General features: G+C 64.7%; 15 protein-coding genes. 12 read left to right on the forward strand and 3 right to left on the reverse strand.

All coding sequences use genetic code 11. From position 1 onward, the window contains the following. Positions 1–194 precede the first annotated feature (194 nt). The 3 genes from GGR45_RS19190 to GGR45_RS19200 form a co-directional block, all read right to left on the reverse strand. Positions 195–698 carry a DsrE family protein gene (locus GGR45_RS19190; protein ID WP_018251190.1) on the reverse strand — a complete coding sequence of 168 codons (504 nt, stop codon included), beginning with the start codon at positions 696–698 and terminating at the stop codon, positions 195–197. A gap of 70 nt (positions 699–768) precedes the next feature. Next, complete coding sequence (locus tag GGR45_RS19195; RefSeq protein WP_018251191.1) at positions 769–1,179, reverse strand: ArsR/SmtB family transcription factor; 411 nt, start codon at positions 1,177–1,179, stop codon at positions 769–771. Next, the gene (locus tag GGR45_RS19200) at positions 1,176–1,799 is read right to left on the reverse strand and encodes a peroxiredoxin (RefSeq protein ID WP_018251192.1); all 624 of its coding nucleotides are present in this window, start codon (positions 1,797–1,799) and stop codon (positions 1,176–1,178) included. The genes GGR45_RS19195 and GGR45_RS19200 overlap by 4 nt, the downstream gene beginning before the upstream one ends. Before the next feature lie 72 nt (positions 1,800–1,871). Between GGR45_RS19200 and GGR45_RS19205 the strand changes: the two genes are divergently transcribed. The 12 genes from GGR45_RS19205 to GGR45_RS19260 all read left to right on the forward strand — a co-directional run bounded on the left by GGR45_RS19205 (position 1,872) and on the right by GGR45_RS19260 (position 10,674). Further along, a complete protein-coding gene (locus GGR45_RS19205) occupies positions 1,872–2,801 on the forward strand; it encodes an MBL fold metallo-hydrolase (RefSeq protein WP_197418555.1) in 930 nt (309 codons plus the stop codon). Then, complete coding sequence (locus GGR45_RS19210; protein WP_170172224.1) at positions 2,801–3,238, forward strand: YeeE/YedE family protein; 438 nt, start codon at positions 2,801–2,803, stop codon at positions 3,236–3,238. The genes GGR45_RS19205 and GGR45_RS19210 overlap by 1 nt, the downstream gene beginning before the upstream one ends. Continuing rightward, positions 3,238–3,663, forward strand: a complete 426-nt coding sequence (locus GGR45_RS19215) for a DUF6691 family protein (RefSeq protein WP_018251195.1) — start codon at positions 3,238–3,240, stop codon at positions 3,661–3,663. The genes GGR45_RS19210 and GGR45_RS19215 overlap by 1 nt, the downstream gene beginning before the upstream one ends. A gap of 18 nt (positions 3,664–3,681) precedes the next feature. Further along, positions 3,682–4,116 (forward strand): protein tyrosine phosphatase family protein, encoded by a 435-nt coding sequence (locus GGR45_RS19220; RefSeq protein WP_018251196.1) that lies wholly within the window; start codon positions 3,682–3,684, stop codon positions 4,114–4,116. Next, positions 4,113–5,345 carry an NAD(P)/FAD-dependent oxidoreductase gene (locus tag GGR45_RS19225; RefSeq protein ID WP_018251197.1) on the forward strand — a complete coding sequence of 411 codons (1,233 nt, stop codon included), beginning with the start codon at positions 4,113–4,115 and terminating at the stop codon, positions 5,343–5,345. The genes GGR45_RS19220 and GGR45_RS19225 overlap by 4 nt, the downstream gene beginning before the upstream one ends. After that, on the forward strand, positions 5,342–6,124 hold the full coding sequence (locus GGR45_RS19230; RefSeq protein WP_018251198.1) for a sulfite exporter TauE/SafE family protein: 783 nt from the start codon (positions 5,342–5,344) through the stop codon (positions 6,122–6,124). Before GGR45_RS19225 ends, GGR45_RS19230 begins: the two co-directional genes overlap by 4 nt. Then, entirely contained in the window at positions 6,124–6,933 is an 810-nt protein-coding gene (locus GGR45_RS19235) for a TlpA family protein disulfide reductase (RefSeq protein WP_018251199.1), read from the forward strand. The genes GGR45_RS19230 and GGR45_RS19235 overlap by 1 nt, the downstream gene beginning before the upstream one ends. Then, a complete protein-coding gene (locus tag GGR45_RS19240; protein WP_056432835.1) occupies positions 6,930–7,556 on the forward strand; it encodes a DsbA family protein in 627 nt (208 codons plus the stop codon). Before GGR45_RS19235 ends, GGR45_RS19240 begins: the two co-directional genes overlap by 4 nt. Before the next feature lie 2 nt (positions 7,557–7,558). Next, complete coding sequence (locus tag GGR45_RS19245) at positions 7,559–8,200, forward strand: DsbA family protein (protein ID WP_026189135.1); 642 nt, start codon at positions 7,559–7,561, stop codon at positions 8,198–8,200. A gap of 21 nt (positions 8,201–8,221) precedes the next feature. After that, complete coding sequence (locus tag GGR45_RS19250; protein WP_018251202.1) at positions 8,222–9,109, forward strand: MBL fold metallo-hydrolase; 888 nt, start codon at positions 8,222–8,224, stop codon at positions 9,107–9,109. Then, positions 9,106–10,062, forward strand: coding sequence for a c-type cytochrome (locus GGR45_RS19255; RefSeq protein ID WP_056432833.1), 957 nt, complete (start codon positions 9,106–9,108; stop codon positions 10,060–10,062). Before GGR45_RS19250 ends, GGR45_RS19255 begins: the two co-directional genes overlap by 4 nt. 159 nt (positions 10,063–10,221) lie before the next feature. Continuing rightward, positions 10,222–10,674: a hypothetical protein gene (locus GGR45_RS19260; protein ID WP_043060763.1), complete on the forward strand. Its 453-nt coding sequence runs from the start codon at positions 10,222–10,224 to the stop codon at positions 10,672–10,674. Positions 10,675–10,797: the final 123 nt, after the last annotated feature.

The following is a 10,797-nucleotide window of genomic DNA, read 5'->3' on the forward strand; positions in this document are numbered from 1 at the left end:
GTGCGATCGGCCGAGACCAAGCCGGTAGCCGCGTAGCGACGCTCGCCGACAAATAGCGCGATCAGAATGCCGCCACTTAGCGCGAGCGTTTACACCCGCGGAAAAGCTGGGGTGCTACGCAGGTGTCACAACCGGACGGTTGTGACACCGGCCGCGTTACGGACTGGAATGATAAAACAGGAAGTTCGGTACGATCAGTCAGGGATCAGCGCCCAACCACGTATCTGCAATGTCGCCATTGTGGTGAGAGCCGAGACATCGACTTCGATAGCCTTATCGACCGTGACCGGAGCGATCCCATTCCCGACTAAAGCCTGGCTGCACACTCGAACGGACACGCCTGCCCGCCTTAGCGCCGCTATCAAGGCAAGATTGGGGTTCGTCGTGGCACCGGTTTTCGTCGCATATGCCTCATCATCGGCAATAATCGGTGTCGCCGGCCCGTGGACGATCACGATCACATCTCCCTGTGCCGGCCGCACGCCGTCCGCCCCGAGCAGGTTCAGGAAGCGTGCGACCTTCTCCAGCGAGGGATTGACCTTGTCGGGAGATGACGCCGCCTTCGTCACACTGAACAGCACACGATATCGCAGCGAGTGGTCCGGCCGCTCAACCGCGCCTTCTACCGGCGTGATCCTGCCATAGCCGGCAATCACGGGTTGTTGCGCGGTGACGCCTGCTGACCCGGCACTGCTCATGACGGCCAAGCATCCTGCAACTGCGATAGCGGGAAGCCGCATCTGGTTTGTCCTTTCGAAACCGGAATGATTATCCGACCCTCGCAAATACGGCTGCGCCTATATTTTGCGGCCGCGTGGCAGCCGACGCCCCGCGCGCTCGCGACGGTCGGGAAGCGGGCGCTGCCTCATGCACGGCTAGATCATCGGCGCCGAATATCGCCTCGAGCGTGCGCACGCACATTGCGGCTGCGTCATCGGCGAGCCGGTAATGGACCTGCTTTGCCTCGCGTCTCGTCTTCACCAGCTCGGCGCGGCGCAGCTCGGCAAGCTGCTGGCTGAGGGCCGGCTGGGTCACGCCGGTCGCAGCCTCTATGTCCGCAACCTGCCGCTCACCGCCCAGCAGATAGGACAGGATCATGAGGCGCTGGGGTTGAGCGAACACGCGCAGCTTTTCGACCGCCGCATCGGCGATCGCGCGGGATTGATGGATCGCCGTCATCGATCGGCCTTCAACTGATGAAACCAGTCGGCACCGGCGCTGCACGGCAAGGCGGGCGGGAGCAGGACGTCGTCACCCGGCTGCCAGTCGGCCGGCGTATAGGCCTGCCCATCGGCCGATCGCTGCAATGCCCTCACCGTGCGGAGCATCTCGTCGACCGATCGCCCGACGTTCATCGGATACCAGTTGAGCGCACGGATGATGCCCTCAGGATCGATGAAATAGGTCGCGCGCACGGCCGAGGCGTCGCCGGCCTGTTCGTCAAGCATGCCATAGGCGTAACCCACCGCCATCGACGGGTCTTCCACGACCGGGAACGGCACCTCTACACCGAAGACATCCTTGATCGCGCGCAACCAGGCGACATGCGAATACAGGCTGTCAACCGACAGCCCGAGCAAGGCGCAGTCGAGCTCCTCGAATTGCGGTGCGGCCTTCGCCAGGGCCACGAACTCGCTGGTGCAGACCGGCGTGAAATCAGCCGGGTGCGAAAAGAACACGACCCAACGACCACGATACTGATCGAGCGACATCGCGCCCTGCGTCGTGCGGGCGGTGAAATTCGGGGCCGCGTCCCCGATGCGCAACGAGCGCGGTACGTCTGCATCCATCGTTTCCATGCTTTTCAGATGGCACGGGCAGCCCGTTGACGCAAGCGGATTACACAACTACATAAACCATGAAATCAATAATTGGAGGCGATCGTGGAATCGGCGTTGAATGAGGCAGTTGCGCAGATTGAACGTGCGAAGGCGGCGGTATCGCCGGTCGTTCACTCGTTCTTCGACGAGCCGACCAACACCGCGACCTACGTCGTCTGGGACCCCGCCACGCGAAAGGCGGCGATCGTTGACAGTGTCCTGAACTTCGACGCTGCGGCCGGTCGCACCAATACGGCGTCGGCGGATGCGGTAATCGCTTATGTGCGGGAGCACGGCCTTTCGGTCGACTGGCTGCTCGAAACCCATGCTCATGCCGACCACCTGTCTGCGGCGCCCTATCTGCAAAAGGCGCTGGGCGGTCAGCTCGCGATCGGCCGCGACATCATTCGCGTGCAGAACGTCTTCGGCAAGATTTTCAACGCCGGCACCGACTTCGAACGGGACGGCTCCGAGTTCGACCACCTGTTCGACGATGGCGACCGTTTTACGATCGGCGACATCGAGGCCATCGCGCTGCATGTGCCGGGGCACACCCCCGCCGATATGGCCTATGTCATCGGCGACGCAGTCTTCACCGGCGATACCCTGTTCATGCCGGACTACGGCACCGCACGCGCAGACTTCCCCGGTGGTGATGCGCGCCAGCTATTCCGCTCGATCCGTCGACTGATGCAGTTGCCCGACGAGACGCGGCTGTTCCTGTGCCACGACTACAAGGCTGCGGGGCGCGACCGGTATGTCTGGGAGACGACCGTGGGCGCGCAGCGCGTCGGCAACGTCCACGTTCATGAGGGGGTGGACGAAGACAACTTCGTCGCGATGCGCACCAGTCGGGACGCCACCTTGTCGATGCCCAAGCTCATCCTGCCATCGGTGCAGGTCAATATGCGCGGCGGCCATCTGCCGGAGCCGGAAGTCAACGGCACCCGCTACCTCAAGATTCCACTGGATACGCTGTGATGCCCGGATTTCCCCATGCCATGCCGCTTGCCGGCTTCATCGGCGGCCTGATGATCGGGTTCGCTGCGGCGATCATGTTGCTGGGCAACGGCCGCATCGCCGGGGTCAGCGGCATGTTCGCGCGTGTCCTCGCTCTCTCTGAAGGGGGAGCGCCTTGGATGATGGCCTTGCTTTTCACGGCGGGGCTGCCCCTGGGCGCGGCGCTGACCGCAGCCAATGTGAATGTGGAAGCTCGCTTCCCGACGTCGCTCGGGCTGATCGCCGTCGCCGGGCTGATCGTCGGGATCGGGACGCGGCTCGGCGCGGGGTGCACCAGCGGTCACGGCGTCTGCGGCCTGTCGCGCCTGTCGCCGCGGTCCATCGTCGCGACCGGCACGTTCATGGCGACCGGCATCGCCACCGTGACCCTCATGCGTCTCGCGGGAGTGGTATCGTGATGCGCCAGAGCCTTCTTTCGCTCGTCAGCGGCACGCTGTTCGGCGCCGGCCTCGCCGTGTCCGGCATGATCGATCCTGCGCGGGTACGGGCGTTTCTCGACGTCGCCGGTGCCTGGGACCCGACCCTGGCATTCGTCATGGCGGGAGCGATCCTGCCGATGGCGATAGCCTGGCTCATCGTGCGTGGACGCTCTACGCCGATCGTCGCGGAGCAATTCCATACGCCGGCCACGTCGCCGATCGACGCGCGCCTCCTCGGCGGTGCCGCCCTGTTCGGCATAGGCTGGGGCCTTGTCGGCCTGTGCCCCGGCCCCGCCATCGCCGCGCTCGCGATCCAGCCTGCCCCCGCGCTGCTCTTCACCGCTGCAATGGCGCTCGGCGCAGCCATCCACCGCTTCGCACTCATCCCACGCCGTTCGGCGTGACCGGACAGGAGACATTACATGGCCTTCAAGAAGATCACACCGTCCTTCTCGGCTGCTCCCCAGCTCACCCGGGATGATGTCGCTGCCGCCGCACAGGCGGGGTTTCGCTCGATCGTTTCGAGCCGGCCAAATGGCGAGGAGCAGGGACAGCCGAGCGCACACGAGATGGCCCGGATCGCCGAAGAACACGGCCTTGCGTTCGCCCATGTCCCGATCGTGCCGGGCAAGGCGACCGATGCCGATGCGGACCGGATGAAGGAAGCGCTGACTGCGCTGCCGGGACCGACGCTCGGCTTCTGCCGAAGCGGCACGCGGGCGGCTACCCTATGGGCGCTGGCGGAGGCGAGTCATGCCGATCCCGAAACGATCGTCGGTCAGGCCAAGGCAGCCGGGTACGACCTGGCCGATCTGAAGCCGGCGCTCGCTCGCCGGTCCGAAAGAACCGGCAAATGACCTACGACATCGTCATCATCGGAGGCGGAGCTGCGGGCATCGCAACCGCCGCCAGCATCCTGAAACGTAACGCCAAGGTGTCGATCGCGGTCGTCGATGCGGCCCGGGACCATTATTACCAGCCCGGTTGGACGTTAGTCGGGGCAGGCGTTTTCACCCCCGAACAGACCCGCAAGGCCGAAGCCGATGTCATGCCCAAGGGCGTCGAATGGATCCGGCTGCCGGCGATCACCATCGACCCCGAGCGTCAGGCGATCACCCTGGGCGACGGGGATACGATCGCCTATCGTGTCCTGATCGTCGCCCCCGGCCTGCGTTTGGCGTGGGAGAAGATCGCGGGGCTTACCGAAGCGTTGGGCCGCAACGGGGTCACGTCCAACTACCGCTACGATCTGGCGCCCTACACCTACCAGCTTGTCCAGGAATTGCAGCGGGGACGCGCGCTGTTCTCGCAACCGCCGATGCCGATCAAGTGCGCCGGCGCGCCTCAAAAGGCGATGTACCTGTCCTGCGACATCTGGCGCGAACGCGGTGTTCTCCCCGCGATCGACGTCGAATTTCACAACGCCGGTGCGGCGCTGTTCGGCGTCGCGACCTATGTCCCTGCGCTGATGGAATATGTCGAGAAGTATAGGATCAACCTCAAGCTCGAATCCAACCTCGTCGCGGTCGACGCCGATCGGCGTATTGCCACCTTCGAGCGCAAGCAGAACGGTGTCAGCGAGCGGATCGAGCGCGGGTTCGACATGCTCCACGTCGTGCCGCCGCAGGTGTCGCATGACGTCGTTGCCAAAAGTTCGCTCGCGGCGGCAAACGGCTTCGTCGAGGTCGATGAGGCGACGCTGCGCCACAAGCGATACGACAACGTCTTTGCCTTGGGCGATGCTGCGGGGACGAGCAATGCGAAGACGGCTGCGGCAGCCCGCAAGCAGGCACCCGTGGTGGCGGTCAACGCGCTCGCCGCACTCGAAGGCAAGCCTCCTGTTGTCGACTATGACGGCTATGGGTCGTGCCCGCTCACCGTCGAGCGCGGCAAGATCGTCCTCGCCGAGTTCGGCTATGGTGGAAAACTGCTCCCCAGCTTTCCGTCGTGGCTGCTGAACGGCACGCGCCCGACGCGCGCTGCCTGGTTCCTGAAGGAGCGGATGCTGCCCCCGATTTACTGGCAAGGCATGCTGAAAGGCCATGAATGGATGGCGGCTCCGCATAAGATCGGCAAAGCGGCATGACCCTCGAACCGATCCAGTATCTGCTGGGTGCGTTATCCGGCAGCCTGGTGGGCTTTACCCTCGGGCTTGTCGGCGGGGGCGGCTCGATCCTCGCCGTCCCACTCATGGTCTATCTGGTGCGCGTGCCCGACGCCCATCTCGCCATCGGCACGAGCGCGTTCGCCGTCGCGGCTAACGCCGCCACGGGGCTGATCGGCCATGCAAGGGCGCATAACGTCAAATGGCGCTGTGGCGGCATGTATGCGACCGCCGGCGTCATCGGCGCCCTGTTCGGCTCTACCGCGGGCAAGGCCGTCGACGGCGGCAAGCTCCTGTTCCTGTTCGCACTGGTCATGGTCGTCGTCGGCGTCCTGATGCTGCGCGGGCGCGGTGACACGGGCAACCCGGGGGCGGAGTGCAACCGGGAAAAGGCGCCGAAGGTGCTGGGCTACGGCCTCGGCACCGGTCTGTTCTCGGGCTTCTTCGGCATCGGCGGGGGCTTTCTGATCGTCCCCGGCCTGATCGGATCGACGGGCATGCCGATCCTGAACGCCGTCGGCACGTCATTGATCGCCGTCACCGCGTTCGGGCTGACGACGGCCGCCAATTACGCATTTTCGGGTCTGGTGGACTGGCCGCTGGCTTTCGTGTTCATCGCCGGTGGAGTTGTCGGCGGCTTGATCGGCACGCGCATCGCGAAGCGCCTCGGTACGGGCGGCACGCTCACCACGGTCTTCGCCGTCCTGATCTTCGTGGTGGCGGCCTACATGCTCTGGAAAAGCGCGGCCGCGTTTCTCTGATGGCGGGTGCGATTGCCATCGGGCCGCTGATGCTGGCCGTCGATCGCGGGCTTGCCGTGCTGTGCATCGTCGTGTTCCTTGGCCTCACGACACTGGCCGGTCGGTTCCGCTTCCCTCGCGTATCGACGGTCTCCACCAGCGCCATCGTCGCTGGACTGGTCACGGCACGGATCGGTTACGTCGCAGCGCATTGGTCGAGCTACACCGGCGCTCCGCTGTCCATCCTTGCCGTGTGGCAGGGTGGCTTTTCCCCCGTTGCAGGGCTTCTGGGCGCTGCGGCGATGCTGGCGATCCGGCTTGGCCGCTCAAGCGCGCTGGCGGCAGGCTGGGGAGCGTTGGCTGTTGCGGGTGGCCTCTGGTTCTCGCTTCAGGCGCTGATCCCTCCCGTGACCTACGGCCCGTTCCCCTATCATCTCAACCTGACAACCCCGTCCGGCGCGCCGCTTCCACTCGATCGCTTCCGTGGCAGGCCCTTCGTGGTCAACCTGTGGGCGACATGGTGCGGTCCGTGTCGGCGTGAGCTGCCGATGCTCGATGCGGTTGCGTCGCGCCCTGGCGAGGTCCCGATCCTTCTTGCCGATCAGGGCGAGGCGCAAGCGATCGTCAGCGGTTTTCTCGGCCGTGAAAATATCGGAGCGCGCCATGTCGCGCTCGACCCCGATCGTGGCCTTTCTCAAGCCCTGAAGGTGGCGGGGTATCCCGCAACGGCCTTCGTTGCGGGCGACGGCACGATCGTACAGCTCCAGCTCGGTGAATTGTCACGCGCTGCGCTCGCCGATGGAATCGAATTAGCAAGGAAACACCGATGAATCGTCGCAACCTGTTGTCTCGGGGCCTCCTGGCCGCGCTTGCCTTCGCCGCGCCGATCACGCCTCTCATGGCCCAGCAGCCCGATCTGTCGCGCAAGGCGGTCGTTGACGATCCCGTGGCTCCCAAGCGCGCCGGCAGGACCTACGACGTCACGGTTGTCGAGTTTTTCGACTATAACTGCCCCTATTGCCGTCGCATGGAGCCGGTGCTGAACGCCCTGCTTCGCTCCGACCCGAAGGTACGGGTCGTGTACCGGGACTGGCCGATCTTCGGACCTGCCTCGCGTGAGGCGTCACGCGCGGCTGTCGCGAGCCAATGGCAGGGCAGGCATGCCGCCTTTCACGAGGCCCTGATGACCTCGCCGGCGCGGCTCGACAGCGCGGGCGTCAAGGCAGCGGCTGCCAAAGCCAAGGTCGACTGGCCCCGTCTGCAACGCGATTTGAAGAACCGTGGCGCCGAAATCGACGCGCTGCTTACGCGCACCGATAGCATCGCCCAGGCGATCGGTTTCAACGGAACACCAGCGCTGATCGTCGGCTCGCAGGTCGTCGCCGGTGCTGTCGATCTCCCGACGTTGCGTCGTCTCGTCGCGGAAGCGCGCAAAAAACCAGCGGCGCGCTGACCATGCCCGGGCCGCTCAATCGGAGACAGCTTGCCGGCTTGGGCGCGGTGGTCGTGGGTGGTTGGGCAGTCGGGCAGGTTCTACGGCGTACCGCCCCGATCGGGCGCGACGTCGGGCCGACCGCCGACCTGATCCTTGCCGGTAACGGCTCGCCCGAGGACGGACCTGCCGATGCTACGCTCCGGCTTGCCGTGTTCACCGACTATCGTTGCCCGGCCTGCCGTCATGGATTTTCCGCCCTGGAAGAGGCTGTGCAACGCGACGGCAAGGTGCGGGTCATCTACAAGGATTGGCCCATCTTCGGTCCGCCATCCGAACGTGCCGCAAGCGTGGCGCTCGCGTGCGCCGAACAGGGAGTTTACCCGACCGTCCATCGTGCGTTGATGACGGACAGCCGCACGATCGACGACGACGTGTTGCGGGACGTCGTGATGCGCGCTGGCGGCGATTGGCTGCGCGCGATGACCTGGCTTGCCGCCCACGCGGACGCTGTCGCAGCCCGCCTGCGGGCGAACGGACAGGAAGCCTATTCGATCGGACTGGCGGGCACCCCGGGTTATCTTGCCGGTCCCATGCTGGTGATGGGCGCGATCGACGCCAGCGATTTCCAACGGCTGTTCGCGCGTGCGCGGGAAGAAAGCTGACGATGCGAGAGGATACGAAACATGATCGAGTATAATCACAAGGGCATGACGGTTGCGTCGCTCCATGACGAGCGCACCGGCAGCTTCCAGTATGTCGTGGTCGACGAAGCCACGAAGACCGCCGCGATTATCGATCCGGTCCTCGACTTCGATCCCCGTGCCGGTGCGACCGCAACCGACAATGCCGATATGATCCTCGAATATGTCCGCGCCAAGGGACTTACTGTGGAATGGGTGCTCGATACCCATCCCCATGCCGATCACTTCTCGGCCGCGCCGTATCTCGCGGAAAAGACAGGGGGCAAAACCGCGATCGGCACCAAGGTCGTGGAGGTGCAGAAGCTCTGGCAGGACATCTACTGCCTGCCCGACCTGCCCGTCGATGGTAGCCAGTGGGATCGCCTGTTCGCCGATGGCGAGCAGTTCAGGATCGGCTCGCTCGACGCGCACGTCATGCTGTCGCCCGGCCACACGCTCGCCTCGATCACCTACGTCGTCGGCGACGCGGCGTTCGTCCACGACACGCTGATGGTGCCCGACAGCGGCACCAGTCGGGCTGACTTTCCAGGCGGCAACGCGCGCGCGCTGTGGCGCTCGATCCGGGCGATCCTCGAACTGCCGCCCAGCACCGCGACCTATGTCGGCCACGACTACGGCAAGGACGGGCGCGAAGTCTTTGGACGATCGACCGTGGCGGACCAGCGTCGTGACAACATCCATGTGCACAACGGCATCGGTGAGGCCGAGTTCGTCGCCACCCGCGAGAAGCGCGACGCAACCCTGCCGCTGCCGGACCTGATGCTTGCCGCGCTCCAGGTGAACATCCGCGGCGGTCGCCTGCCGGAGCCGGAGGCGTGCGGCACAGCGTTCCTCAAGGTGCCGCTCAACCACTTCGGCGCGGGCAAATGACCGAACCAACGCCGCCAACGCCCGGTGATGATGGCGATGCCCAGCGTATCATCTTCGCCATTACCGCCGCGCTGCTCGTCCTCGTCGTCACCTACAAGGTAGGGCAGTCTGACGCGCCCGTGCAGGCACCCGTCGAGGTAGCAGCGGACGCCGCCTTTTCGCCACCGGCGGAAAGCACCATCCCCGCCGGGCCGGACGGCGACGCGATCCGGCGCGGTCGACTGATCTTCACCGCGAGCGCGGCTCATGCCGGCCAGTACGTCGGCAACGGCCTGACGTGCAGCAACTGTCACCTCGATGCCGGGCGGAAGGCCGATGCGTCCCCGATGTGGGCGGCCTGGGTCAGCTACCCAGCTTATCGCGCGAAGAACGGCCGGGTGAACACGATGGAGGATCGCATCCGCGACTGCTTCCTCTACTCGATGAACGCGCCCGCCTCGAAAGCCGGCGCCCCGCCGCCCTTTGGCGACGATATCTACCGCGATCTCCAGAGCTATTTCGCCTGGCTCGCGACCGGCGCGCCATCCGGCAAGCCGCTGCCCGGTCGCGGGTTCATAAAGCTCGCCACAACCCCGATCGGGCACGATCCGGTTCGCGGCGCGATTGTGTTCGCCGGCCAGTGCGCATCATGCCACGGTGCGAACGGCCAAGGGCAGGCGAACCCGGACGGCAGCTATACTATCCCGCCGCTGTGGGGAGCGCGCTCCTACAATTGGGGTGCGGGCATGACCGGGCTGGCGTCGGCTGCCGGGTTCATCAAGGCCAACATGCCTTATGGTGAGGGCAACACGCTGACGGATCAGCAGGCGTGGGATGTCGCCGCCTATGTCGATAGTCGCGAGCGACCCCGCGATCCGCGGCAGACCGGGACTGTCGAGAGCGCACGTAAGCAGTTTCACCCCAAAGGGGACTATTATGGTCAGGAGATTGACGGAAAAATGCTTGGCAGCTGATCGCTCGGCTTCCTAACCAGTGTCACAACCGAACGGTTTTGACACCATTCCTTGAGTAGCCAAGTCAGCTAATCGCTTAGTGACCTAGCCGTAATGGATAAGTTGAGTCACTGCTGTTTTCTGCTTTCGTTCTCCACGATACTGAATCATAGAATTGTTATGCCAATCGCGCGTGAACATCGCTGGCTCTACCCGATTGACTGGCGTGAACTATCTGCCTTCATCCGGTTTGGCCGCGCCAAAGGACGCTGCGAACATTGTCAGCGCCCGCATGGTCGTCATGTGCTGCATCTGGGCGATGGTGTTTGGTGGGATGAGGACATAAGCAGGTGGCGCAACGGGCAGGGCAGGTGCGTTCGCCGCCTGCCGCCGCCCGACGCCCTCTTATGCGCGCAACCTGGCTTCGTCGGCATTGATCCACCTTCACAAGTGCGGATCACGCGCGTGGTTCTTGCTAGCGCGCATCTGAACCATGATCCGAGCGATAACCGACCACGCAACCTCGCTGCACTCTGCCAGCGGTGCCACATGCGCCACGACGCCAGCGAGCATCGCCGACGTCGGTGGATCAACGCCTTCCGTATGCGTGCGATCGGCGATCTATTTGCCTGATCCGAAATCTCCTGCTGACCGCCTGGGAGCTAGGGTCAGGACCCATTGATGTGAGCGTCGCGATCTGATTCAGGCTCCGTGAGGAGACTGGTAATGAGCGACCTGTTTTGGCTGACGGACGAG

The sequence above is a fragment of the Sphingomonas zeae genome (assembly GCF_014197135.1).
GTDB classification, from domain to species: Bacteria; Pseudomonadota; Alphaproteobacteria; order Sphingomonadales; family Sphingomonadaceae; genus Sphingomonas; species Sphingomonas zeae.

What these genes read in the sequence shown, in the direction of transcription:
- GGR45_RS19190 (WP_018251190.1), bottom strand. Translation starts at nt 698, where the DNA reads ATGAGCAGTGCCGGGTCAGCAGGCGTCACCGCGCAACAACCCGTGATT.
- GGR45_RS19195 (WP_018251191.1), bottom strand. Translation starts at nt 1,179, where the DNA reads ATGACGGCGATCCATCAATCCCGCGCGATCGCCGATGCGGCGGTCGAA.
- GGR45_RS19200 (WP_018251192.1), bottom strand. Translation starts at nt 1,799, where the DNA reads ATGGAAACGATGGATGCAGACGTACCGCGCTCGTTGCGCATCGGGGAC.
- GGR45_RS19210 (WP_170172224.1), top strand. Translation starts at nt 2,801, where the DNA reads ATGCCCGGATTTCCCCATGCCATGCCGCTTGCCGGCTTCATCGGCGGC.
- GGR45_RS19215 (WP_018251195.1), top strand. Translation starts at nt 3,238, where the DNA reads ATGCGCCAGAGCCTTCTTTCGCTCGTCAGCGGCACGCTGTTCGGCGCC.
- GGR45_RS19220 (WP_018251196.1), top strand. Translation starts at nt 3,682, where the DNA reads ATGGCCTTCAAGAAGATCACACCGTCCTTCTCGGCTGCTCCCCAGCTC.
- GGR45_RS19225 (WP_018251197.1), top strand. Translation starts at nt 4,113, where the DNA reads ATGACCTACGACATCGTCATCATCGGAGGCGGAGCTGCGGGCATCGCA.
- GGR45_RS19230 (WP_018251198.1), top strand. Translation starts at nt 5,342, where the DNA reads ATGACCCTCGAACCGATCCAGTATCTGCTGGGTGCGTTATCCGGCAGC.
- GGR45_RS19235 (WP_018251199.1), top strand. Translation starts at nt 6,124, where the DNA reads ATGGCGGGTGCGATTGCCATCGGGCCGCTGATGCTGGCCGTCGATCGC.
- GGR45_RS19240 (WP_056432835.1), top strand. Translation starts at nt 6,930, where the DNA reads ATGAATCGTCGCAACCTGTTGTCTCGGGGCCTCCTGGCCGCGCTTGCC.
- GGR45_RS19245 (WP_026189135.1), top strand. Translation starts at nt 7,559, where the DNA reads ATGCCCGGGCCGCTCAATCGGAGACAGCTTGCCGGCTTGGGCGCGGTG.
- GGR45_RS19250 (WP_018251202.1), top strand. Translation starts at nt 8,222, where the DNA reads ATGATCGAGTATAATCACAAGGGCATGACGGTTGCGTCGCTCCATGAC.
- GGR45_RS19255 (WP_056432833.1), top strand. Translation starts at nt 9,106, where the DNA reads ATGACCGAACCAACGCCGCCAACGCCCGGTGATGATGGCGATGCCCAG.
- GGR45_RS19260 (WP_043060763.1), top strand. Translation starts at nt 10,222, where the DNA reads ATGCCAATCGCGCGTGAACATCGCTGGCTCTACCCGATTGACTGGCGT.